This window comes from Arthrobacter sp. BC5, assembly GCF_056680255.1.
The window spans coordinates 1,282,270-1,306,508 of sequence record NZ_CM155273.1 but is presented as its reverse complement, the minus strand read 5'-3'; the positions used below and the strand labels follow the sequence as shown (position 1 = coordinate 1,306,508).

General features: G+C 66.9%; 21 protein-coding genes and 1 pseudogene. 17 read left to right on the top strand and 5 right to left on the bottom strand.

What is annotated here, in order from left to right; genetic code table 11:
• The first annotated feature begins 2 nt into the window (after window positions 1-2).
• From AC1MFI_RS05940 to AC1MFI_RS05885, 12 genes are all read left to right on the top strand, one after another.
• Window positions 3-791 (top strand): triose-phosphate isomerase family protein, encoded by a 789-nt coding sequence (locus tag AC1MFI_RS05940; protein ID WP_479820192.1) that lies wholly within the window; start codon window positions 3-5, stop codon window positions 789-791.
• Window positions 772-1,488 (top strand): GntR family transcriptional regulator, encoded by a 717-nt coding sequence (locus AC1MFI_RS05935; RefSeq protein ID WP_479820191.1) that lies wholly within the window; start codon window positions 772-774, stop codon window positions 1,486-1,488. The genes AC1MFI_RS05940 and AC1MFI_RS05935 overlap by 20 nt, the downstream gene beginning before the upstream one ends.
• Before the next feature lie 102 nt (window positions 1,489-1,590).
• Window positions 1,591-2,535 (top strand): sugar phosphate isomerase/epimerase family protein, encoded by a 945-nt coding sequence (locus AC1MFI_RS05930; protein ID WP_479820190.1) that lies wholly within the window; start codon window positions 1,591-1,593, stop codon window positions 2,533-2,535.
• Window positions 2,532-3,485 (top strand): 3-hydroxyacyl-CoA dehydrogenase family protein, encoded by a 954-nt coding sequence (locus tag AC1MFI_RS05925; RefSeq protein WP_479820189.1) that lies wholly within the window; start codon window positions 2,532-2,534, stop codon window positions 3,483-3,485. The genes AC1MFI_RS05930 and AC1MFI_RS05925 overlap by 4 nt, the downstream gene beginning before the upstream one ends.
• A 15-nt stretch (window positions 3,486-3,500) precedes the next feature.
• On the top strand, window positions 3,501-4,274 hold the full coding sequence (locus tag AC1MFI_RS05920) for an SDR family NAD(P)-dependent oxidoreductase (RefSeq protein WP_479820804.1): 774 nt from the start codon (window positions 3,501-3,503) through the stop codon (window positions 4,272-4,274).
• Window positions 4,275-4,416: 142 nt separating this feature from the next.
• Window positions 4,417-5,796, top strand: coding sequence for an MFS transporter (locus AC1MFI_RS05915; protein WP_479820188.1), 1,380 nt, complete (start codon window positions 4,417-4,419; stop codon window positions 5,794-5,796).
• Between the two features lie 101 nt (window positions 5,797-5,897).
• A complete protein-coding gene (locus AC1MFI_RS05910; protein WP_479820187.1) occupies window positions 5,898-7,376 on the top strand; it encodes a four-carbon acid sugar kinase family protein in 1,479 nt (492 codons plus the stop codon).
• A 46-nt stretch (window positions 7,377-7,422) separates the two neighbouring features.
• Complete coding sequence (locus AC1MFI_RS05905) at window positions 7,423-8,319, top strand: NAD(P)-dependent oxidoreductase (protein WP_479820186.1); 897 nt, start codon at window positions 7,423-7,425, stop codon at window positions 8,317-8,319.
• 440 nt (window positions 8,320-8,759) lie between these two features.
• The gene (locus tag AC1MFI_RS05900) at window positions 8,760-9,830 is read left to right on the top strand and encodes an extracellular solute-binding protein (RefSeq protein WP_479820185.1); all 1,071 of its coding nucleotides are present in this window, start codon (window positions 8,760-8,762) and stop codon (window positions 9,828-9,830) included.
• A 125-nt stretch (window positions 9,831-9,955) separates the two neighbouring features.
• Window positions 9,956-11,011 (top strand): ABC transporter ATP-binding protein, encoded by a 1,056-nt coding sequence (locus AC1MFI_RS05895; protein WP_479820184.1) that lies wholly within the window; start codon window positions 9,956-9,958, stop codon window positions 11,009-11,011.
• A gap of 20 nt (window positions 11,012-11,031) precedes the next feature.
• Window positions 11,032-12,861: an ABC transporter permease gene (locus AC1MFI_RS05890; RefSeq protein ID WP_479820183.1), complete on the top strand. Its 1,830-nt coding sequence runs from the start codon at window positions 11,032-11,034 to the stop codon at window positions 12,859-12,861.
• A gap of 509 nt (window positions 12,862-13,370) precedes the next feature.
• Window positions 13,371-14,258: a serine hydrolase gene (locus tag AC1MFI_RS05885; protein ID WP_479820182.1), complete on the top strand. Its 888-nt coding sequence runs from the start codon at window positions 13,371-13,373 to the stop codon at window positions 14,256-14,258.
• A gap of 27 nt (window positions 14,259-14,285) precedes the next feature.
• Here AC1MFI_RS05885 and AC1MFI_RS05880 read toward each other — a convergent pair whose 3' ends face one another.
• Window positions 14,286-15,254 carry an EamA family transporter gene (locus tag AC1MFI_RS05880; protein ID WP_479820181.1) on the bottom strand — a complete coding sequence of 323 codons (969 nt, stop codon included), beginning with the start codon at window positions 15,252-15,254 and terminating at the stop codon, window positions 14,286-14,288.
• A gap of 89 nt (window positions 15,255-15,343) precedes the next feature.
• On the opposite strand from AC1MFI_RS05880, the gene AC1MFI_RS05875 reads away from it, so the two are divergent.
• The 4 genes from AC1MFI_RS05875 (at window position 15,344) to mmsB (ending at window position 20,062) form a co-directional block, all read left to right on the top strand.
• Window positions 15,344-15,889: a CGNR zinc finger domain-containing protein gene (locus AC1MFI_RS05875; protein ID WP_479820180.1), complete on the top strand. Its 546-nt coding sequence runs from the start codon at window positions 15,344-15,346 to the stop codon at window positions 15,887-15,889.
• A 229-nt stretch (window positions 15,890-16,118) separates the two neighbouring features.
• Entirely contained in the window at window positions 16,119-17,237 is a 1,119-nt protein-coding gene (gene chvE / locus AC1MFI_RS05870) for a multiple monosaccharide ABC transporter substrate-binding protein (protein ID WP_479820179.1), read from the top strand.
• A gap of 72 nt (window positions 17,238-17,309) precedes the next feature.
• Window positions 17,310-18,857 (top strand): multiple monosaccharide ABC transporter ATP-binding protein, encoded by a 1,548-nt coding sequence (gene mmsA, locus AC1MFI_RS05865; protein ID WP_479820178.1) that lies wholly within the window; start codon window positions 17,310-17,312, stop codon window positions 18,855-18,857.
• The gene (gene mmsB, locus AC1MFI_RS05860) at window positions 18,854-20,062 is read left to right on the top strand and encodes a multiple monosaccharide ABC transporter permease (protein WP_479820177.1); all 1,209 of its coding nucleotides are present in this window, start codon (window positions 18,854-18,856) and stop codon (window positions 20,060-20,062) included. The genes mmsA and mmsB overlap by 4 nt, the downstream gene beginning before the upstream one ends.
• Before the next feature lie 81 nt (window positions 20,063-20,143).
• On the opposite strand, the gene AC1MFI_RS05855 is transcribed toward mmsB, so the two are convergent.
• The 4 genes and pseudogenes from AC1MFI_RS05855 to AC1MFI_RS05840 all read right to left on the bottom strand — a co-directional run.
• Window positions 20,144-21,763, bottom strand: a complete 1,620-nt coding sequence (locus AC1MFI_RS05855) for an AAA family ATPase (RefSeq protein WP_479820176.1) — start codon at window positions 21,761-21,763, stop codon at window positions 20,144-20,146.
• A 33-nt stretch (window positions 21,764-21,796) separates the two neighbouring features.
• Window positions 21,797-22,165 (bottom strand): hypothetical protein, encoded by a 369-nt coding sequence (locus AC1MFI_RS05850; RefSeq protein WP_479820175.1) that lies wholly within the window; start codon window positions 22,163-22,165, stop codon window positions 21,797-21,799.
• Between the two features lie 46 nt (window positions 22,166-22,211).
• Window positions 22,212-22,823, bottom strand: a complete 612-nt coding sequence (locus AC1MFI_RS05845; protein WP_479820174.1) for a hypothetical protein — start codon at window positions 22,821-22,823, stop codon at window positions 22,212-22,214.
• A gap of 140 nt (window positions 22,824-22,963) precedes the next feature.
• Window positions 22,964-23,086 (bottom strand): annotated as a pseudogene (locus AC1MFI_RS05840) (DNA alkylation repair protein); the annotation flags it as partial.
• A 393-nt stretch (window positions 23,087-23,479) separates the two neighbouring features.
• Between AC1MFI_RS05840 and AC1MFI_RS05835 the strand changes: the two are divergent.
• Window positions 23,480-24,100, top strand: coding sequence for a hypothetical protein (locus AC1MFI_RS05835; RefSeq protein ID WP_479820173.1), 621 nt, complete (start codon window positions 23,480-23,482; stop codon window positions 24,098-24,100).
• The last annotated feature ends 139 nt before the right edge of the window (window positions 24,101-24,239 follow it).

The following is a 24,239-nucleotide window of genomic DNA, read 5'->3' as shown; positions in this document are numbered from 1 at the left end:
GCATGCCAAGGTTCACGATCGGCTCGAGCCTCAAGATGTACTTCGGTCATCAGCGCCAGCTCGAGTGGACGCGCCGGGTCGCCGGGATCGCCTCGACCCACCCGGCGGTCCACCAGGGCGTGGTGGAGCCCTTCGTCATCCCGACGTTCCCGTCCCTTGCTGCGGTGCGCGATCTCGCCGCTCCCGGGGGGCTCCTCGTGGGAGCGCAGGACGTGCACTGGGAGGACGCGGGAGCCTACACGGGCGAGGTGTCGGCTGTGGAGCTGGCGGAGATCGGTGTCCGGCTCGTGGAGATCGGCCATGCGGAGCGGCGATCGATGTTCGGCGAGACGGACTCCTCCGCCGCGCTGAAGGTCCGCGCGGTCCTCCGGCACGGGCTGGTGCCGGTGCTCTGCATCGGCGAGGAGGAACGCGGCGAGCACGCGGTGGCAATCCAGGCGTGCCTGCGGCAGCTCGAGGCATGCCTTGCGGCCACCCGCCGTGAGGGGATCGGCGGAGAGCTCATCGTGGCCTACGAGCCCGTGTGGGCGATCGGCCGCCCGGAACCCGCACCCGATACCCACATACGCGCGGTCACCGGCGCCCTCCGCGCCCACCTGGCGGATGACGACCTGGTGCAGCAGGGAAGGGTAATCTACGGAGGTAGTGCCGGCCCTGGCCTGCTGACGCGCATCGCTCCCGATGTCGACGGCATGTTCCTCGGCCGGTTCGCACACGATCCAGCTGCATTCGAGGACATCCTGGACGAGGCATGGGAGATTGGGTTCGGCGATGACAGCAGCACGTTCTGACCGTCCGGTGCCGGATATCGACCGGCGAGGCCTTCGGGACCGCGTGTACGACCGGATCCTCGACATCCTCCTGTCGAGCGAGATGGAGCCGGGGGCGAGGCTGTCGATCGACACCGTCGCCAAGCAGCTCAATGTCTCTCCGACGCCCGTCCGCGAGGCCATGGTCCAGCTCGAGCGCACCGGACTCGTGACCCGCGAGGCCCTCAAGGGCTATCGGGTTGCCCCTCCCCTCGGCCCCGAGCAGCTCGACGAGCTGTTCGAGGCGCGCATCATGCTCGAAGTCGAGGCGGCCCGGCTCGCGGCCCCACGCGCCGCCTCCTTCCTCCCCGCCCTCCGGCAGGCACACGAACACCACCGCGAGATGGGCGAGAGGGTCACCGCCGCCATGATGGACGGCGATGTCCCGATCCGCACCATCCACGACTACTTCGACGCCGACAACGCGTTCCACCTGGTCATCCTGGACGCCGCGGGCAACCGCTACGTCCAGGACATGTACGCCAACCTGGGCGCCCTGACGCACAGGATGCGCCAGGCCGTCATCAGGGGCACGAGTGACGTGTCCGAAGCGGCCGCCGAACACGCCGCGATCCTGGACGCGTTCACGGGCGGGGACACGCAGGCGCCCGTCGAAGCCCTGCGTGCCCACATCGAGGGCGTGCGCGCGCGTTCCCTGCACGACTCCCCCGACACCTGAGATCCGGTTCACCGAAGCCTTGCAGCGGCAGTAACCTGCGTCTATATTTCCTATAGGATCTTTCCTCTTTTCGTTTCCCCCCGATTGCAATGGAGCAAGAAGATGTCCCTGCACCCCGCGTTCTCGGCGCAGGACTGGCCGATCGCCACCTGCCTGCACGGCATTCCGACGGTCACCAAGGATGGCACCGCCCTCCACGACGCCGACCCCGAGGCATGGGACGACATGTTCAGCCAGGTGGAACACGTGGGATTCGCGCTGGCCGAACTCGCCGACAGCCACGTCCGGCCCGCTGATCTCGAACCGTCCCGACGCGACGAATTCCTGTCCATCGCCGCCTCCCACGGCGTGCGGATCCCGTCCGTCCACCTGCAGCGGCAGAGCGTCATCATGCCCGGCCAGGAGGAACGCAACCTGGCGTACGCGCACCGGACCATCGACGCGGCGGCCGAGTGGGGCATGGAGGTGTTCTCCACCGGGCTCCACCAGCCCTTCAGCGAGGCACAGCGGCGTGCACTCTGGTTCTGGACCGCGCAGGGCCCCAAGGACCCGGACGATCCGGAGGTGTGGCAGGCGGCGGTCGCCCGCCTGCGCGAACTCGGCAGGCACGCCGCCGACGTCGGCCTGAAGATGTCGCTGGAGCTCTACGAGGACACGTACCTCGGCACCGGCGACAGCGCCGTGCGGCTCGTGGAGGAGATAGGCCTCGACAACGTGGGCATCAATCCCGACATCGCCAACCTCATCCGCCTGCACCGCCCCGTGGAGGACTGGCGCGAGCTCCATGCCAAGCTCCTCCCCTACGCCAACTACTGGCACGTGAAGAACTACACGCGGGACGAGGCCGCCGACGGCTCGTGGGCCACGAGTGTCCCGAGCTCGATGGAGGCCGGGCTGATCAACTACCGCCAGGTGATCCGCGACGCTGTGGAGCTCGGTTTCGACGGCATCTTCCTGTGCGAGCACTACGGCGGGGACAGCCTCGGGAACTGCGCCACCAACCAGACCTACATCCGCTCACTCCTGCCTGGGAAGAAGGACGCATGACACCGAAGAGAATCGCCGTCGTCGGATCGGGCTACATGGGCGGCGGGATCGCGCAGGTCCTGGCCCTGGCCGGCCACACCGTGCGCATCGCCGACGTGAACGCCGACATCGCGGCGTCGAACCTCGAGCGCCTGCTGACCGAAGCGCAGCAATTCGCCGCCGACGGACTCTTCCCCGCGGACGCCCGCGAGCGCATCGAGGCGAACGTCTCCGCCGCCGACTCCATCGAGGACGCCGTGTCGGACGCGGAGTTCATCGAGGAGGCCGTGCCGGAGCGGATCGAGGTCAAGCACGAGACCCTGCGGCGTATCTCCGCGGCGGCCAGGCCGGACGCCATCATCGGCTCGAACACCTCCACCATCCTGATCGCCGGCCTGGCCGAGGCGGTGGAGCATCCGGAGCGGTTCCTGGGCGTCCACTTCTCCAACCCGGCCCCCTTCATCCCCGGCGTCGAGCTCATCCCGCACCCGGGGACGGACGACGCCATCATCCCGGTGGTCGAGGAGATCGTCGCCTCCACCGGGAAGGAGACGGCACGCGTGAAGGATGCCACGGGCTTCGTGCTCAACCGGCTCCAGTACGCCCTGTTCCACGAGGCCACGCAGCTCGTCGAGGAAGGCATTGCGACGGCGGACGACGTCGACACGATCGTCCGCACGACCTTCGGCTTCAGGCTCCCCGTCTTCGGGCCCTTCGCCATCGCGGACATGGCCGGGCTCGACGTCTACTCGTTCTGCTACGCATCACTGCAGACCCGCTGGCCCGAGCGCTTCGCGACACCCGACTCGCTGAAGCAGCTCGTGGACGCCGGGAACTTCGGCACGAAGACCGGTTCCGGCTACCTGGACGTCCCCGCGGAACGCACCGCGGAGCTGATCGCCTACCGCAACAGGGCATACGTGGCCATCAAGAAGCTCATGGACGAACTCGGCCCTGCACCCATCCACTGATCGCAAGGAGATTCCATCGTGGCATCAGCTTTCCCCGACTCCAGGTCGGCCATCCTCACCGGCGCCGCCTCGCCGCGCGGCATAGGACGCGCGTCCGCGCACTACCTCGCCGGTCTCGGCTGGAACATCGGCATCATCGACCTCGACGACGAGGCGGCGAAGGCGGTCGCCCGTGAGATCGCGGAGGAGCACGGTGTCACGGCAGCGGGGGCCGGGGCCGACGTCGCGAACGAATCCCAGGTGCGCGCAGCCTTCGACAGCCTCGAGGCCGGGCTCCCGCAGGTCGTCGCCCTGGTGAACCTCGCCGGCGTCTCCAGCCCGGTGCCGTATCTCGAGGTCACCACCGACGAGTGGAACCGCGTCATGGGCATCAACATGAACGGTGTCCACTACGCCACCCGGCGGGCCGTCGAGTCCATGGTCGGGAACGGCGTCGGGCGGGTGGTCAACCTGTCGTCGGTGTCAGCGCAACGAGGTGGCGGGACGTTCTCCAAGACCGTCTACTCCGCGGCGAAGGCCGGCGTCATAGGATTCACGCGCTCGGTGGCGCGTGAGCTGGGCGGGGCGGGCATCACCGTCAATGCCATCTCGCCCGGTCCCATCGACACGGACATCATGGGTGGCACGCTCACGGAGGAGCGGAAAGCCGCCATGGCGGCCGACGGCGTCCTCCCGCGCATCGGCACCCCCCGGGACATCGCAGCAGCCATCGCCTACCTCATCAGCGAGGACGCAGGATTCGTGACGGGCCAGACCCTGAACGTTGACGGCGGCCTCTACATGCACTGACATGGGCGACTGGTCGAAGTCCCGCATCCTGTTCCTCGCCGTCGGCGTCATCCTCGTCGGTATCGGGGCCTGGCTCATCTTCCCCTCGCTCGTGGGATGAGTCGCATCACCTCATTCCACCCATCGCACTAAGGAGAGTCCCATGTCCGCTACGGACACGGTCAAAGACGACCTGGACAGCACCGCGCTCGCCTCCGCCGTCAAGAAAGCCGCCCGGCACCTGATGCCGATGCTCATCATCCTGTACTTCGTCGCGTTCCTGGACCGCACGAACGTGGGATACGCCGAAGCCGCCCTCGAGATGGACCGCGGCATCAGTGCCGGCGCGTTCGCCCTCGGCGCCGGTATCTTCTTCATCGGTTATGCGATCTTCGAGATCCCGTCCAATCTGCTGCTCAAGAGGTTCGGAGCGCGCTGGTGGCTGGCACGGATCGCGGTGACGTGGGGCATCGTCGCGGCGGCCTTCGCCTTCACGACCGGCGACACCATGTTCATCATCCTGCGGTTCCTGCTCGGCGTGACCGAGGCCGGGCTCTTCCCGGGCGTCATCATGTTCCTCTCGGAGTGGTTCCCCAACAAGGTCCGCGTCCAGATGTTCGCGCTGTTCTACCTCGCGCAGCCCTTCTCCCAGATGCTCGGCAACCCGATCTCGGGTGCCCTGATCTCGTTCGGCGACACCTACACCCCCTGGCGCGGGTGGCAGGTCATGTTCTTCACGGAGGGCATGATGGCGGTCATCGCCGGTATCGCCGCGATCTTCTTCCTCATCGACAGTCCGCAGAAGGCGAAGTGGCTGGACAAGGACGAGAAACGAGCATTGCTTCGGGTCATGGAAGCGGAGGACGAGGTCCGCAGCACGGACGGCCCCTCCGGCATCCTGCGCGCCATGAGCAACTGGAAGGTCTGGTACTTCACCGTCATCTATTTCTGCCTGCAGGTCGCCGTCTACGGCACCACGTTCTACCTGCCGCAGCAGGTGCGGCGCATCATCAGCCCGGACGCGGAGTTCTGGCAGATCGGCCTCATCTCGGCCATCCCGTGGTTCGTCGGCCTGTTCGTCTGCTACTTCGTGGGCAAGAATGCCAACACCATCCGGCGTCGGCGCAGGTGGGGCACCATGTTCTACACCTCCACCGGCCTGGCGACCATCGGTGCTGCCTTCGCCGGCGAGAACGGGATGCCCGTCCTGGCGATCGCCTTCCTCGTGGTCTCCGTCTCCAGCTTCCTGGCGTGTGGTCCCATCACGTGGTCCTACCCGACGGCGTTCCTCACCGGCACGGCGGCGGCTGCGGGCATCGGGCTGATCAACTCGCTGGGCAACCTCGGCGGGTTCGTGGCCCCGATCATGCGCACCGCGATCGACGAGCGGTTCACCACCGAGACAGGGCTCTACGGCACCATCTCGGTGGGCGTCTTCGCCTTCCTGGCCGCGGTGATGTTCATCCTGACCCGCACCATGCGGTCCCGATCGGATGCCCTGCTGGCGGCCGAGGAGAAGGAAGCCGCCGTACCCGGCCATTGACGGGAACGGACCACCGGTGGCGGCGCTGATACGACCGCCGCCGCCGGGTGGTTCCCCGGACCACCTCCCAGGATTCCACCCACGGCACGACGGAGCACTGAATGCCCATCGAATCGGACCTGTTGTCCGGCTACCCGCCAGAAGTGCCCATCTCCGCACGGGAGGTCGCAGTGGTCATGCGGCCCTCCGGGAGACTCGCGCGGGTCTTCGTCGTCCTCGACGACGACCCGACCGGGACGCAGTCCGTCGCGGACCTCCCCGTCCTGACCCGGTGGGACGCCGAGGACTTCTCCTGGGCATTCCGCCAGGGAAAGCCGGCGGTCTACGTGCTCACGAACACCCGCAGCCTTGATGAACCCGACGCCGCCGCCCGGAACGAGGAGGTCGTCCGGAACGCCCTCGCTGCAGCAGCGGCCGAACCGGCGGCGGTATCCCTCGGCTTCGTCAGCAGGTCGGATTCCACCCTGCGCGGGCACTATCCCCTCGAACCGGACACCATCGCCGCGACCGTCCTCGATGCCACGGGGGAACCAACCGATGGCGTCGTGATCGTCCCGGCCTTTCCCGATGCCGGACGCATCACGATCGGCGGCGTGCACTACGTACGGGCCCCGAATCGCGGCGCGGATGAACTCGTCCCGGTGTCGGACACCGAGTTCGCCCGCGATGCCACCTTCGGGTACCGGAACGCCTCCCTCGCACAGTACGTGGAGGAGAAGACCGGCGGACGTGTCCCGGCGGATTCCGTGATCGTGCTGGACCTCGGCATCATCCGCGCCGGCAGCACCGGCGGCGGTGCGACGGCATCGGCCCATGCCATCGCGGATGCCCTCTCGGATGTGACCGAGGGGACGCCGATCGTCGCAGACATCGTGACCGAGAACGACCTCCGGGCCCTGGCGCTCGGCCTGGAGGAAGCGGAACGCCGCGGGAAGAAGCTCCTGTACCGGGTGGGGCCACCGTTCATGCGGGCCCGGATCGGCCAGGACATCCGCGCCGAGCTCACCGGCGAGGAGGCCTACGCCGGCCATGAACCATCCGCCGCCGGCGGGCTGATCGTGGTCGGTTCCCATGTCGGCGTCACCACCCGGCAGCTCGGCATCCTCAGCGAGCAGCACCAGCGGGCGCACACCGTCGAGATCGACGTCGAGAAACTCCTCGACGAACGCTCGGCCCACCACCTCGACGAGGTCGTGGCGGACGTCGTCGCGCAGCTCGCACAGGGTGACGTCATCCTGCACACGAGCCGCCTGCTCGTCAGGACCAGCGACGCGGCGGCCAGCCTCGGGATCGCCCGCACCGTCTCGGCCGCCGTCGTCGCCGTCGTGAATCGCACGCTGGGGCTCTTCCCACCGCGCTTCGTGATCGCCAAGGGCGGGATCACCTCCTCGGACGTCGCCGCGCACGGGCTGCAGATCAGGCACGCCATGGTCCGGGGACCGATGCTGCCGGGCATCGTGAGCCTGTGGGAGCCGGTGGACGGACCCGCGCAGGGCATCCCGTTCGTCGTCTTCGCCGGCAATGTGGGGGAGGATTCGTCCCTCGCCGAGGTGACCAGGAAACTCAGCTCCACCTTCTGACCAGTCCCTCCCGACAGCTCCTACCCAGCATTGGAAGACGAACCCCATGACCGAAAGCTATTCCGTCGCAGTCCTCGGCCTCGGCGCCATGGGCCTGCCGATGGCCACGCGCCTTGCCACGGCCCTCACGGTCCACGGCTTCGACATCGCCGAGCAGAGGCTCGCGCTGGCCCGGGAGGCCGGCATCCGCACCTTCGCCACCGCACGGGAGGCCGCGGCGGGCACGGACGCGCTGCTCCTCGCCGTACGCAACGGGGAACAGCTCGATGACGTCCTGTTCGGCGATCAGGGGGTGGCTCCCGTGCTGAGGAAGGGCGCCGTCGTCATCCTGACCAGTACGGTCGGAACCGACGCCATCCCGGTGACCGCGGCGCGGCTCGTGGAATACGGCGTAGCCCTGGTCGACGCACCGCTCTCCGGCGGCCCGAAGCGCGCCGGCGAGGGCGACCTCCTGATCGTGGTCGGAGCCGAACCTGCCGCGCTCGAGGCAGCCCGGCCCGTGCTGGAGCTCCTGGCCTCCACCCTGACCGTGGTGGGGGACAACCCCGGGGACGGACAGGCACTCAAGACGGTCAATCAGCTGCTGTGCGGCGTGCATATCGCAGCCGCGGCCGAAGCGATGGCGCTGGCCGACGCGCTCGGACTGGACCCGGCCAGGACCCTCGCCGCCCTCGAGGTCGGGGCGGCCGGGTCCTTCATGCTCTCGAACCGGGGGCCGCGAATGCTGGAGGCCTACTCGGAGGAGGGGGCCGAGGTCCTCAGCCGCCTCGACATCTTCGTCAAGGACATGGGCATCGTCGGAAACGCGACCCGGGCCGCCGGCCTCGCTGCCCCCGTTGCCGCTGCCGCGGAGCAGCTGTACCTGCTGGGCCAGGCGCAGGGCCTTGCCGCCGAGGATGATTCAGCGGTGGTCAGGGTCATCGCTCCCACCAAGCGTTCCTGAGTGACCGCGCGGATCGCGCGCCCGGCACGGGCGACGCGAGGCAGCTCGGTCCGGCTCAGCTCGGGTCAGCTCACCGCCATTCGAAGCAGCTCGGCGGGAGGCATGACAGTGGGACTGCTGCTGGGAGGCGAGCCGACCCGCGCATCAGAAACCAGAGCGTGCATCTTCGTCGTGCTAGGAGAACATGCCATGCGCCGGGTACGGGCGACCGCCGCCAAGAACCCAACTGGAGCTCGAACGGTACGCCTGGGCCGGTACGTCGAGTGCTTCCGAGCCGCCCGCAGGAGGTGAGTTAACCTCACGTTTGATGGCGAGCGGACGCCTGTTCATGAGGCAGGAGGACTGTTGGTTGTTGCACCAATCCTGAAGAGCGGGCTTTTTGGCTACTTTTGTGCGAGGTTGGTGCAAGCAGTGTCGCTACTAGGGAATCGAGTTCTTCCGTGTCAAAGAGAATTAGCTACGTCGCTCTTACCGCTTCGGCAGCCCTGCTGCTGACGGCCTGTGGCGGGTCCTCCGCCGAGAGTGAGGCTGGTTCCACGGCTGGTGCCGGTGAGCCGTTGATCGTCTACACGAACTCCAATTCCGAGGGGCGTGGCGAATGGCTGCAGGAGAAGGCCGAGGCAGCCGGATTCGAGATCGAGATCGTCGGCGCCGGCGGCGCGGACGCCACGAACAAGCTCGTCGCGGAGAAGAACAACCCGGTGGCCGACGTCGTATACGGCTTGAACAACGTGTACTACGAGCAGCTCAAGAGTGAGGACGTTCTCGAGGCGTACACGCCTGCGTGGTCCTCGGAAGTCGACGAGGCCCTCGCTGATCCCGGAGATGAGAAAGCGTACTGGCCCCTGGTCGAGCAGGCGATCGTCCTGGCCTACAACGCAGACGCTGTTGCGGAAGCCGATGCCCCGGAGGACTGGACGGATCTGTGGTCCAAGGATGAGTACAAGGACCGCTACGAGCGGGTCAGCGGCATGGGAGCGGCAACCACCCAGCTCGTCATGGCAGGCATCCTCAGCCGGTACAAGGACGAATCCGGCGACCTCGGGGTGAGCGACGAGGGCTGGCAGCAGATCGAGCAATACTTCCAGAACGGTGTTCCTGCGGTCACGGATTTGGACCTCTTCGCCCGTTTCGCCGAGGGTGAGGTCGATTTCGGGCAGATGCCTTCCTCCTCCATTCCCGGGCGTGAGGAAGCTTACGGTGTGACCTCGGGCGTCGTGAGCCCGGAAGATGGTGTCCCCTATGCGATCGAGCAGGTGGCCCTCATCAAGGGATCGGACAACCAGGACGAGGCCAAGGAGTTCATCGACTGGTTCGGCAGCGGTGACGTCCAGGGCGAATGGGCAGCACAGTTCAACTCGCTGCCGGTCAACGAGACAGCGCTCAAGAGCGCAAAGCCCGAGACTGTCGAGTTCGACGAGCAGTTCACCCGCCAGGACATCGACTGGGCCTTCGTTCAGGAGAACCTCGGCTCCTGGATCGAAAAAATCGAGCTCGAGTACATGCCCTAGCGGCTTCCGCCGCCGCGGCCTTGTCAGCCCTGATTCCTGACTCGGAGAAGGGTGCGCCATCTGGATCCTTCAGATCCGGTGGCGCATCCTCTTTCCTCTCCCCCTCCCACGTGAAGGAAGACCCCATGATCCGCTTCGACAATATAGGCGTCACCTTCGACAGCTTCACGGCGATCAGTGACTTGAACCTCGAAGTGTCAGAAGGCGAGTTCTTCACCCTCCTGGGCCCATCCGGCTGCGGCAAGACGACCGCGCTGCGCACCCTCGCCGGTCTGGTGAGCCCGTCCTCGGGTGACATCCTCATCGATGGGAAGAAGGTCACCGCCCTTCCCAGCGACAAACGGGGAGTGGGGATGGTTTTTCAGAACTACGCACTGTTCCCCTCCATGAGTGTCTGGGAGAACATCGCTTTCGGGCTGAAGGTCCGCAAGACCGGCTCCAGCGAGCGCGCCGAATTGGTGCGCGACATCGCACGCCGCGTGGACCTGACCGAGAATCAACTCGACAAGAATGTCTCCGAACTCTCAGGCGGTCAGCAGCAGCGGGTGGCCATCGCCCGGGCACTGGTCCTCAAACCCAAGATCCTGCTACTGGACGAGCCACTGTCGAACCTCGATGCCAAGCTACGACAGCAGCTGAGGGTGGAACTGAAGGACCTTCAGGTCCAGTCCGGCATCACCACGGTCTATGTCACGCACGATCAGGATGAGGCCCTGACTATGAGCGACCGCATAGCGGTCTTCAACAAAGGCAAGGTCGAGCAGGTAGGTACCCCGCAGGAGATCTACGAACGCTCTGCCACAGAGTTCGTCTGCAACTTCATCGGTGACAGCTCGAAGCTTGGCCCGGGCTTCGTCTCCCGCGTCAGTTCGTCGACGTCCGGCCGGCAACTGGATCCGCAGCAGCTCTCCTACCTCCGGGTGGAGAAACCGTCCATCGCTGCAGGCACGGGCACGATCCTCGGTAACCCTTCCGAGCCGGACGGCCGCACCGTCCCGGTAGAGGGCCGAGTGGTTGCACGCAGCTATCACGGGCAGCACAGCCGATACATCGTGCGAAGCCACGACTCGGACGTGAAGGTGCTCGTCAAGGAAACCGGAGCTCCCGCCCTGGACATAGGACACACCGTCCAGCTCCACGTCGATCCCCTGCACATCCTGCAGTACCAGGGAACCCCGTGAGCCGCGGGACGAGTTCGCGAATGTTCAGGTCACCCCTGGTCATCGTGACCATGCTCGTTCTGACGTGGTTCAGCGCCGCGTTCCTGCTCTGGCCGAACCTGAACCTGCTCGCCGAAACGTTCTTTCCCGGTGGCGAGTTCACCGGCCGCGCCGTGGAGCGACTGCTGTCCTCCGACCGGGCGATGAAGTCACTCGCCAACAGCTTCCTCCTCGCCGTCGTCCTCGCCGTCACGGTGAACGTCGTGGGCATCTTCGTCGTCCTGGTCACTCAGTACTTCCGGATCCGCGGCTCCAGGGTTCTCTGGCTGGGGTACGCGACGACCTTCCTGTTCGGGGGAATCGTTCTCGCGGCCGGCTACAAGTTCATCTACGGTGCGGACGGGATCGTCACGAAACTGGTGGCCAACTACTTCCCCGGCATGGACCGGGAGTGGTTCGGCGGGTTCTTCGCAGTCCTGTTCGTCATGACCTTCGCCACCACCACGAACCATCTGCTCTTCCTGGGCAACGCGATCCGCGACGTCGACTTCCAGACCATCGAAGCGGCGAGAAACATGGGCGCCTCGGACTGGACGACGCTCCGCAGGGTGGTCCTACCTGTTCTGAAACCGACGCTCTTCGCAGTCACCATCCTGTCGTTCCTCACCGGACTCGGCGCCCTCAGCGCGCCTCAGGTCCTGGGGGGCGAGGACTTCCAGACCATCACGCCGATGATCCTCACCTTCGCGAACACGTCCACCTCACGCGACATCGCAGCACTTCTGGCACTCATCCTGGGCGTCGCGACCATCGCGATGCTCGCCATCATGACACGCCTGGAACGCGGGGGAACCTACTACTCGGTGGCAAAGGTATCGGCGCCACTGCAGAAGCAGACCATCAGGAACCGCCCGATGAACATCATCATGCATGTCCTCGCCTACCTCCTGTTCTTCCTCTATATCTCGCCTCTGCTCCTGATCCTGCTCTACTCCTTCATGGACAGCGCCGCCATCAGCACCGGCGTCCTGGCACCTGACCGATTCACTCTCGAGAACTACGCCCGCGTGCTCTCCCAGGAGTCCGCGCTCCGCCCCTTCATCGTGAGCATCGTCTACAGCGGTCTCGCCGCGATCATCACCGTCGGCGGACTTCTCTTCGTCGCACGGATCATCCAGAAGTACCACACGAGGATCACCTCGACCTTCGAGTACCTGCTGCACATCCCATGGATCCTGCCGGCCGCCATGATCGCCCTCGGGCTCGTCATGACCTACGACGAACCCAACCCCCTCCTGGGCGGCGCAGTGCTCAGTGGCACGACCGTGATCCTCCTGATCGCCTTCGTCGTCGTGAAGATCCCCTTCACCCTCCGTATGCTCAAAGCCGCCTTCAGCTCGGTCAACGACTCCATGGAAGAAGCTGCAACCATCATGGGCGCGGGCGCCCTGTACACCTTCCGCAGAATCCTCCTACCGGCCGTGCTTCCTACTGCTGCCGCCATCGCTGCCCTGAACTTCAACAGCCAGCTCGACGACTACGACACCGCGGTCTTCCTCGCGCATCCGCTCTACCAACCCCTCGGGCTGCAGATCAAGGCCAACACCGACGGAGGTGCTGATGTCAACGCGATCGCCAACACCTTCGTCTACACCGTCCTGCTCATGATCCTGATGGGCCTGACCATGTATCTCGTCTATGGCCGTGGTGGGAAACATCGGCCAGGAAAGCGTCGGCCCGGTCAGCCCACGGTCAGCACCGGACCGAACAGCCCACTGGAAGGCGACGCCGGTCAAGCTCATCTTCCACTCGGGCCGGCAGCATCCGAGGAGAACCAACCCGTACCCACCGCTCCGGCGAAGGTTCTATAGCAACCTTCGCCGCCGATCCGGATGGCGGGCAGCTCCCCTGAGGCGTCGAGTCCATGGGCGTGCGTCTCGTCGTGATCCGGGCCGTCATGGGCAGCGCTCTTGCAGTGGCCGTCACCATTGCGGCCCAGCTGCGCAGGGTGCACCTTTCACGATCCCTCGCGGTCCTGCATCTCGGGAGCCGTCCTGGTGCTGGCCTGCGACGCCGCTGGCGCTGCTGGGCGTCTGCAGGTGCTGATGAGGGACGGCGGCCTGCCTACCGAACCGACGAAGAGCGGAACACCAGCGGCACTATGGGCTGGGTGGACGCCGGTCCCACCCGCTTGACACCCGCCACGCCCAGCCTGCGGTGTCGACGCCTGATCCCTCCGTATGATGGAGCGCTGTGCGACTGCTGCAGCAGCGCCCATGACGGGCAGGAAGGGGAGGTACATGGCACAGGGTCCCGACCCGGCGGTTCCCCGGCCGGTCCGCAGCCAGGAGCGCCGACCGCGACGACGGCGAGAGCTTTGGTGACCAGGCCGGCGGCGCGGCAGCCCCTTCGCCGTCCTCCCTCGCGCAGGGTCCGGCGCCGGCGGACGATCTGGGTCGCCGCGGCCCTGGCCGTCATCGTCATCGTGTACCTCCTGGTCGGCTCGCCGTCGGGCCCACCGGCGGACTCCATCCGCCCGGCCGGAGTTCCCACCGCGCCCGTCGCCGCTGCTCCCGCGTCCCTGGGCGACGACATCGCCGCGATCCTCGAGCAGGCAGGTGACTACCGGGTAGGGGTGGCACTCGCCGATGTCTCGGGGGACGCCACGCGGACCTTCGGGGACGAGACCGCCTTCTTCGCGGCCAGCACGGCCAAGATCATCACGGCCGCGGCGTTCTACCACCTCGTCGAGACCGGTGAGGCGAGCCTCGATGACGGCCTGGGCGATTACGACGCCGCGTTCCAGATCGAGGCGATGGTCAACAACAGCAACAACGACTCCTGGCTGCTGCTCATGGACGCCGTGGGCCACCCGCGGCTCAGGGAGTATGCGGAGTCCATAGGCATCACCTACGATCCCGAGGAGAATCTCCTCACGGCCGCGGACATGGCCGTCGTGCTGGAACGCCTGTACGCCGGGGACCTGCTCGACGAGGACAACACCGCCCGCTTGCTCGGGTTCATGCAGGACACCAACAACGAAGAGCTCATCCCCGCCGGTTCACACCCCGACATCACGGTTCATCACAAGTACGGACAGGTGGACGGGGAACTCCATGACGCCGCGCTCCTCAGCTACCACGGGTCGACCTTTGCGCTCGTCATCTACACGGAAAGCGCCGGGGGCAACGTCGAGGACGACCAGGTCCAGCTCATCCGCTCCCTGACCCGCGCCGTCGAGGACGCCCTGTTTCCACCGACTGCCTGACGGGGACACCGGGAGCCCTCGTCACACTCACGCGCGCGGCAGCGGCTCCACAGGATTGGGCTGCTCCAGCGCACCGGCACCGGCATCGGCGGTGCGCAGTTCGTCGAAGCGAACGCACACCACTCCCGCCACGATCAGGAGCCCCCCGAGCAACTGGATGGCACCGGGCAGCTCGCCCAGGATCAGCCAGGACGCGAGCACGGCGAACATCACCTCGGTCAGCGCCACGAAGCTGGCCACCTTCGAACCGAGTCGCTGCGCCGCAAGTATGCCGGTGACGTACGCGGCCACCGTCGCCACGAGTACGAGGACAGCCACGGGGACGATCCAGCTGTAGGTGGCCCCCGCGAGGGACACGTCGGAGAACACGAACCGGAACGGCATGATGTTCGTCAGTCCGAGGAGGAGGATGGTCGCCGCCGCGACCACCATCCCTCCGCCGGCCATGACGAGCGGCGGCAGGGATTCGTCCACCCGCGCGGACATGAGGAAGAACACCACGAGGCACACGGCTGCGCCGAGCCCGAAGAGGACACCCACGGGGTCCAGGCGCGCATCGCCCGTGAGGTCCAGGACCAGGAGGAGCCCGAGGATCGCCGTCACGGACCCGACGATCGTGAGGGCCTGCGGCGCCTTGCGGCTGCGCAGCCACAGGAAGCCGACGATCAGCACGGGTGCGAGGTATTCGAGCAGCAGCGAGACACCGACGGACATGCGCTGTACGGCGTTGAAGTAGAACAGCTGGCACAGGGCGATCGCCGTCGTCCCGTAGATTCCGATGGTGAGTGCGTTGCCGCGCAGCGTGGACCAGCGTCCGCGCATCGCCATCAGTACGGGGATCAGGAGTACGACGGCGGCGCCCCCGATGCGGAGACCGACGGCGGCGCCGGGGCTCCAGCCGATCTCGAGGAGGGATTTGGCGAACGGGCCTGATACCCCGAATGTCGCAGCGGAGACGAGTGCTATCCAGAGGCCGGCGGCGGGGCGCAGGGTCACGTCCGCTCCCTTCGGGTCGAATGGTTGGTGTCATGAGTAACGTATGGTTATGGTCGTGACACTAGGGGACCGCGATGTCAGGAGTCAACATGTCTTTCACCTATGACACGGAGGTGGCTCTCTCCTCTGCCGCCGCGTTGATCAACACGGCCAAGGACGACGTCGACCCGCTCGACACCCTCGAGGGCCTCGACCGCTTCCTCGAGGAGCAGCGCTTCTCGGGTTCGAGGACGCACACGGAGGACGAACTGCGCTCGGTCCGGGCACTCCGCGCAGAACTCCAGGCGATCTGGTTCGCGGAGGAGGACGACGCCGTCGAGCTCGTCAACGCCATCCTCCGCAGAGCCCACGCACTCCCCCAACTCGTCCGCCACGACGAGTGGGACTGGCACCTCCACGCCACCGCGCCGGAAGCCCCGCTCGAGGAGCGGATGGCCACCGAAGCCGCCATGGCCCTCGCCGACGTCATCCGCGGGCACGAACTCGACCGGCTGCGCTCCTGTGCGGCCGAGGATTGCGACGGAGTGGTCCTGGACCTGAGCCGCAACCGCTCCCGGCGCTTCTGCGACACCGGGAATTGCGCCAACCGCACGCACGTGAAGGCCTACCGCGCGCGGAAGGCCCAGCGCGTCTGATCCGCCGCGTGACGTTTCACTTCGGTAACGTTTCCGAGTCCTCTTGATGTAACCCTTGTCACGTGGATAAGTTGTCTTGGCCCACATTCTGTCGATGGCAACATCGGCCGGGCGCTACAGCGTTGTATCAGCTCGATCCAGCCATCAGGCGAACCAGGGCCGGCCGCCGCCATCGGCCCGTACCCGGGTTCACCCGCCACCGGTCGGATCCTTTTCAAAGGCTCAACCCATGACCACGATCAAGAACGTCTCGGCCTTCCTGCTGGCAGTCGGTGTCGCAGCGGGCATGTCGGCCTGCGCGCCGGCCGGATCGACTCCGGAAGCCGAAGGCGACTCCGCCAGCAGCTGCAATGTCGGCATTTCCATGCCCACGCGAAGTCTCGAGCGCTGGATCAATGACGGCGAGGGGCTCAAGGAGAAGCTCGAGGCCGCGGACTGCACCGTCGACCTCCAGTACGCCGACAACAAGACCGACCAGCAGATCAGCCAGATCCAGAACCAGGTTGCCGGTGGGGCGAAGATCCTCGTCGTCGCGGCCATCGACGGACAGACCCTCGGCCCCGCCCTCGAGGACGCTGCGTCCCAGGACGTCAAGGTCATCGCCTACGACCGCCTCATCAACGGCACCGAGGCCGTGGACTACTACGCCACGTTCGACAACTACAAGGTGGGCCAGCTCCAGGGCCAGTTCATCGAGGAGCAGCTCGGCCTCGCCGACGGCAAGGGGCCCTTCAACCTGGAGCCCTTCGCCGGCAGCCCGGACGACAACAACGCGGCCTTCTTCTTCGCCGGTGCATGGGACGTCCTCCTGCCCTACGTCGAATCGGGCCAGCTGGTCGTCCCCTCCGGCAAGTCGCCGGCGGACAACGACGGCTGGAAGGCCATCGGGATCCTCGGCTGGGGCTCCGACGACGCGCAGGCCGAGATGGACAACCGCCTGCAGTCGTTCTACACCGGCGGCGACAAGGTCGACGTCGTGCTCTCCCCCAACGACAGCCTGGCGCTCGGCATCGAGGCGTCCCTCGACGCCGCGGGCTACAAGCCCGGGAGCGACTGGCCCATCATCACGGGCCAGGACGCTGATGTCGCCAACGTCAAGGCCATCCTGGCCGGTCAGCAGTCGATGACCGTCTGGAAGGACACGCGCGAGCTCGGCAGCCAAGTCGAATCGATGATCGCCTCGATCGTCGCCGGCGACGAGGTCGAGGTCAACGACACCGAGACCTACGACAACGGCACCAAGGTGGTGCCCTCGTACCTCCTCGACCCCGTCGTGGTGGCCAAGGACGACGTCGAGCCGACGCTCGTGGAGTCCGGCTTCGTCAAGGCAGCAGACATCGGTCTCTGACCATCGGAAGGGACGGACGGGGCGCGGTCGTGAACCGCGCCCCGTCCTGCCCGAGAGCGAAGCGAGAACAGCATGAGTGACGTAATCCTCAAGATGGACGGAATCGTCAAGGAGTTCAACGGGATCCGGGCCCTCGACGGCGTCTCGGTGAGCGTGGAACGCGGCGAGGTCCACGCGATCTGCGGCGAGAACGGCGCCGGCAAATCCACCCTGATGAAAGTGCTGAGCGGTGTCTACCCGCACGGCAGCTTCGAGGGGACGATCACGATCGACGGAGAGCCGGTGGCCTACAGCTCGATCAACGACAGCGAGCGCGACGGCGTCGTCATCATCCACCAGGAACTGGCACTCAGCCCGTACCTCTCGATCGCCGAGAACATCTTCCTGGGCAACGAGGTGCAGCGCGGCGGGGTGATCGACTGGAACAAGACGAACCTCCAGGCCACCGAGCTGCTCGCCCGGGTGGGACTGCAGGAGAACGCCGCCACCAAGGTGCTCGAACTGGGCGTGGGAAAGCAGCAGCTCGTGGAGATTGCCAAGGCGCTCTCCAAGGAGGTCAAGATCCTCATCCTCGACGAGCCCACGGCTGCCCTGAACGACGACGACTCCGCGCACCTGCTGAACCTGATCGAGCAGCTGCGGACCCAGGGCATCACCTCGATCATCATCTCCCACAAGCTCAAGGAGATCCGCGCGATCGCCGATACCGTGACCGTCATCCGTGACGGCCGGACCATCGAGTCCTTCCGCGTCACGGACAGCGACGACATCGAGACCCGCATCATCCGCGCCATGGTCGGGCGTCCGCTCGACCACCAGTTCCCACCGCGGGAACCGGATATCGGCGAGGAGAAGTTCCGGGTCGAGGACTGGTCCGTGCACCATCCCATCGATGTGGAGCGGATCGTCGTGGACCGCGCGTCCTTCCACGTCCGCGCCGGCGAGATCGTCGGCTTCGCAGGGCTCATGGGCGCGGGCCGTACGGAACTCGCCATGAGCATCTTCGGGCGGTCCTACGGGAGCGGGATCTCGGGCCGGGTCTACAAGGACGGCGTGGAGATCCAGACACGCACCGTCGGTGAGGCGATCCGGAACGGGATCGCCTACGTCACCGAGGACCGCAAGCGCTACGGCCTGAACCTGATCGGCAGCATCACGGTCAACGTGTCGGCCGCGGCGCTCGGGAAACTCGCGCGCCTGGGCATCATCGACCGGCACCGGGAGTATGCCGTCGCCGACGAGTACCGCAAGCAGATGAACATCAAGACGCCGAGCGTCTCCTCCGTGGTGGGCAACCTCTCCGGCGGGAACCAGCAGAAGGTAGTCCTCAGCAAGTGGATCTACTCAGGACCGGACGTGCTGATCCTGGATGAGCCGACGCGAGGGATCGACGTCGGAGCCAAGTACGAGATCTACGGAATCATCAACGAGATGGCGGCCCAGGGCAAAGCGGTAATCGTCATCTCCAGCGAGCTACCCGAACTGATCGGCCTCTCGGACCGCATCTACACCATCGCGGAAGGCAAGCTGACCGGCGAGCTGGACCGCGCCGACGCCACCCAGGAGGAGCTCATGCGCCACATGACCGCCGCCAGGAACCAAGGAGCACAGGCCTCATGACCACCACCACGCCCGAGCAGGCCACTGCTCCCGTCCCGCCACGGCCCGACCCCGTGAAGAAGAAGAGGCGCCGGGTCGACATGCGCCAGTACGGCATCCTCGCCGCCCTCGCCGTCATCATCCTCCTTTTCCAGGTCCTCACCGGCGGCCGCCTCCTGTACCCGGGCAACGTCAGCAACCTGATCCAGCAGAACGCCTACGTGCTCATCCTCGCCATCGGGATGGTGATCGTCATCATTGCGGGGCACATCGACCTGTCCGTGGGATCGATCGTCGCCACGGTCGGCGCTGTGGCGGCACTCTCCATGAACAACTGGGGGCTCCCGTGGGGTGCCGCCGTCGCGCTGTCGCTCCTCGTGGGCGCACTCATCGGTGCGTGGCAGGGCTTCTGGGTCGCCTTCGTGGGCATACCGGCGTTCATCGTGACGCTCGCCGGCATGCTCGTATTCCGGGGCGTGGCCCTCGTGCTCCTGACCGGTGGAACCATCAGCGGGCTGCCGCGGGCCTTCAACTCGATCGGTTCCGGCACGCTCCCGTCAACCGGCACACCGGACCTCATCACGCTCGGCATCGGTGCCCTGGCCTCGCTGGCCCTGGTGGTCCAGCAGCTCAAGGGACGCGCGGACCTGCGCCGACTGAACCTGCCCCGCGAGCGGACGCTGTCCTTCGTCCTCAAGATCGCCATCGCCGTCGTCGCCATCATGTACCTGTGCTACCTGCTGGCGTACAACCGGGGCACGCCGATCATCCTCGTCATCCTCGCGACGCTCGTACTGCTCTATTCCTTCCTGCTCTCGCGGACGGTCTTCGGGCGGCACGTCTACGCAATGGGAGGAAACCTTTACGCAGCCATGATGTCCGGCGTGAAGACGAAGTGGGTCAACTTCTTCATCTTCGTGAACATGGGCTTCCTCGCCGGTCTCGCCGGCGTGGTCAGCACTGCCCGCGCGGGCAGTGCTGTGGCATCCGCGGGCGGAAGTTTCGAACTCGACGCGATCGCGGCCGTCTTCATCGGAGGAGCCGCCGTGCAGGGCGGCGTCGGTACGGTCGTCGGCGCAGTGATCGGCGGCCTGGTCATGGGCGTCCTCAACCAGGGGCTGTCCATCCTCTCGGTCGACGCGGCGTGGCAGCAAATCATCAAGGGGCTGGTACTGCTGCTCGCGGTGGCGTTCGACGTCTACAGCAAGCGCCGCACGGGCCGCTGAACCGACCGGCCACCGGCCTGCTGGTCGCTTCCTCCGACGCGACCAGCAAGCCGGTCCGGGGAACGCGAGGACCCGGTGCAGCTAATGCCCGCCGTCGTCCGCTGTGCCCTCGGCCAGACCGCCCGGATCGCCGGCAGCGCCGCCGATCACCTCGACCCCGTCGTCCGGGAACCCGTCCTCCGAGTAGCCGCCGTCGGCGAAGCCGGGCTGCTCCGGGGCGTCGAAGGAGAGGGTGACCGAGGACGCGTACGCCTGAGACGAACCGGAGGGCGCAGGCCCCGGACCGTACCGGAAGACCGGCTGCCCGTCCGCTCCGCCGTCCTCCCGTGCCGCACCGTTGCTGCCGAGCAGGCTCCTCGTGAGGGACGCGCTGTCGGCGGTCAGTTCGTCCACCGCGGCCAGCAGGTGGGCATCCGCCACCGGTACGCCCTGCAGCGCGGCAGCGAGTACGGCCCGCCGGACGAGCTCCCGCGTGAAGGACGCCGTCGTACCGTCGATCCTCCCGGCAGCCATCCCGATCACGTCCGCGCTGAAGGGCAGCCCACCGGCGTAGAGCCGCAGGAGGGCTGCGCGCTCGTACTCGGCGGGAAGCGGCACCTCGACCGCAAGGTCCACGCGGCCGGGCCGCTGCGCGAGCGCCCGCTCGAGCATGTCCACTCGGTTGGTGGTCAGGACGAACGTGACGTCCGCATCGGCGTCGAGTCCGTCCATGGCATCGAGCACCTCGAACAGCAGGGGCTTCGGTCCCTGGCCGAAGCTGCGGTCCTCGGCGATGAGGTCGCAGTCCTCGAGCACGACGATCGACGGCTGCAGTGCACGCGCCATGCGAGCCGCCTCACCCACGCTGACGAGGCTCCCGCCGGACAGGAGGATCGCCGTCGTCCCCTCGCTCCGGCTCAGGAGGAAACGGACCGTGTGCGTCTTGCCCGTGCCCGGCGGCCCGTACAGGAGGATACCGCGCTTGAGGTGTTGGCCGGCCGCGACGAGAGCTTCCCGGTGGGCTGCGATGCCGAGCGCGTGCTCCGTGACCCGGGCCAGGAGACCGTCGGGGAGGATGACGTCGTCGACCGTCAGGCTCGGCCGCGGGTGGAAGGTCACGCCGGCGCTGCTCGGGCCGAAGTTCTCCATGGTCAGGGACAGGATCTGCCCCTTGAGCACACTCTCGTGCTGCATCCGCCGCCGGAATTCCGCAAGGAGGTCGGCCGTCACCGCTGCGTCTGCGCAGAGCACTTCGATGGACGCCGCCTGCCTGCCGTACCTCGGCTCGGCCTTGCGCTGGAGCAGCGCGACCGGCACGCCGTCCCGGTGCAGGAGGCGCAGGCCCAGCGCGACGGTCTGCCGTTGCTCGTTCGGGCCCACGGGGAGATTGGCGTAGTCCGGTTGGGAGAGGGGGAAGTTCGAATAGGCGTCCGCCTGCTGGAGCATGTCGGACAGCGACATGTGGTGGCGCTGGTCGCCTCCACCGATGCCGACCAGCCGGCCCCGCCCGCCCATGAGGGAGGAGAGGACGATGTCCGCATCCACGAAACGGCTGGACGGGACATCCTCCACCACGACCGGCACCGTCCCCGGCTCGGCGCCGAGATGCGCGGTGAGCACGTCGAGGAGTTCCCTGCCCCGCGGGGAATGCGGCTGCGCTTCCTGTGCGAGGCGGACCATGGTGCTGAAACCATGAATGAATCCTGCTATATCGTCCCCCATGAGGGGAGGCTAGCAGTGCCGTCGAGAAGCGCGCTAGCCGTCCTTCTTCGGCAGCCGCACTCCGTAGCGGGGTTCGTCGCCGGGTTCGTCGTCGCGCGCGGGCTGCGCCTGGCGATCGGGAGTGGCGGAGGAACGATTGACGCCGGAGCCCTTGCTCAGATGCTCGGAGTTCGGCGTCTCGGCCATCATGAGCATCGCGCAGATCACGAGGGAGGCGATGAAGGCGATCCCGGCCGCCGTCAGGCCGAGATCCACGCGCAATTCGTTGGTGCCCCCGCCCGTGGCGAAGATCGACGTCGCCACCCCGGCCACCACGGCGAGGACCGCGGAGAAGACGAGCGGGGCCTTGATGCCGTGGCGGAACCGTCCCTGCGTGGGTTTCCCCGGCTGGCGCTTGGCCACGGGCACTCCTTCCGGTGAAGCAATACTTCTACGAGACGTAGAGCCTCTAGTTTACGGGGTCCGGCGCGCCGGGGGCGCCGGAGGCGGAGGGTGCGCTGAGCGCTGAATCGTGCCGGTAGCTGAGGGCGGCGATACCGAGGACGACGGCGGTGAGCAATGCGCCTCCCCCGGTCACGCCGAGCAGAGCATGGGCGCCGAGTGCATCGACGAGCGGGAGGATGGCCCCGGTGGCCAGGCTGACCGTGCCGACCATGATGAGATCGCGAGCGGCCACGTGGCCCCGCACCGCCGACCCGCGAACCAGCTCGGCCCCTCCCGAGACGGCCAGGGCGACGGCGCCCGCGAAGGCGAAGCTGCGGTCATCGATGAACACGAGGCTCGCGATGCCCGCGCCGAGGAGCAGCCCCCCGCCGACGTCGGTCAGGAGCTTCGCCCGGGGTCCCCAGTGCTGCATCCGGTGCGTCCAGAGGTACGCAGCACCGGTGAGCAGGAGGTAGATCCCGCCCACGACCGACAGCACCAGCGTGGAGGGCTCCCGCCAGAAGATGGTCACGAGCCCGAACACGGCACTCACCACGGCCCGGGCCAGGAAGGGCTTCCAGGCAAGGAGTTGGGCGGCGTCGGGGCCGGCACCCGGTGCAGGCGATGCGGCAGCCATCAAGGGCCTCTCTGGAGGGGACGCGGGGACCGGGCAATCTCCGGCAGAACCAGTTTAGTCCTCTGCCGCGGCGGGTATCAGGCGGAAGCGGGACGCCTGAAGGGGACACCGGGATCAGCGCCAAGCGGGCAGCGGCGCCATCAGGCGCCCTGGCGTCGCCCGACGACCTCCCGGATCCACATCGGCGCGAACGGCGACGTACAGTTCGGCGGCGTCGGATAGTCCTTGAGCACCTCGAGCCGCTCTCCGATGTCGAGGGCCCTCCCTGCGCAGCAGCCGTGACGACCTGTGCAGTTGCACTCGCGCTCACGCCTGGCCCGACCGCGGGGCGGTGGTCGCGAAGAACAGGCCGTCGGATGACGTCGAGAAGCACGCGAGCATCAGGAGTTCACCTCCGGGCGGGGTGCATTTCGTGGAGGCCGGAGACCAGGACGGCGACAAGCCCTAGGACGCCTTCAGGAAGAACCAAGCACTGCCAGCAGATGTCAACCTCACCACGGATCCCCCCGGGGATAATGCAAGTAGGCTTACTATCAGTAAGCTTAGGTATTGATCGGCTTGGGGGCGTTCGCTCTCTGTGATGACGTTTCTCGTCGATCCATGGAGTGAGCGCCAGCTCGACCGCACTTGCACACCTCAGATGAGAAGGGCATGTCATGGCAGATAACAACTCGGGAGCAAGTACCCCCAGGAGTCGCAGGAATGATGTCGTCGCCGCGGAGAAGGAACGCTTCGGCGGCATCAAGTGGGGTTCGACGTTCTTCGGCTGGTTGACCGCCATCGGACTGACCGTCCTGCTCAGCGCCCTGGCCGCCGCGATCGGTGTGGGTGCCGGGGCCGCCAACACTGCCGGCGCCCAGGATGCTGCGGACCAGGCACAGAACAACGCGCAGACCATCGGGATCGTCAGCGGGATCGTCCTCGCGATCATCCTGTTCGTCGCCTATTACTGCGGTGGCTACGTCGCAGGCCGCATGTCCCGCTTCGACGGCGTGAAGCAGGGCCTCGCCGTGTGGCTGTGGGGCATCATCATCGCCGTCGTCGTCGCAATCCTCGCCGCTGTCGCAGGGGATCAGTTCAACGTGCTGTCCCGCATCAACGGCGCACCCAGCATCCCTGTCGACGGCAGCCTGCTGACCGCCGGCGGACTCATCGCGCTGGCCATCGCCGTGCTCGTCCCCCTCATCGGGGCGATCATCGGCGGCAAAGCAGGTATGCACTTCCACCGCAAGGTCGACCAGGTCGGCATCGACCACCGATCAGGCCTGACCGACTAGCCTCACCTGCACCGACGCTGACGCCCGAACGGCGCCCAACGCGACCGCGCAAGCGTCAACCGGATACCGCTACGGGCGCCACCGAGACTTCCCATCAGACACGGCCGGGCATATTGCCTGGCTCACCACAGAAGGAACT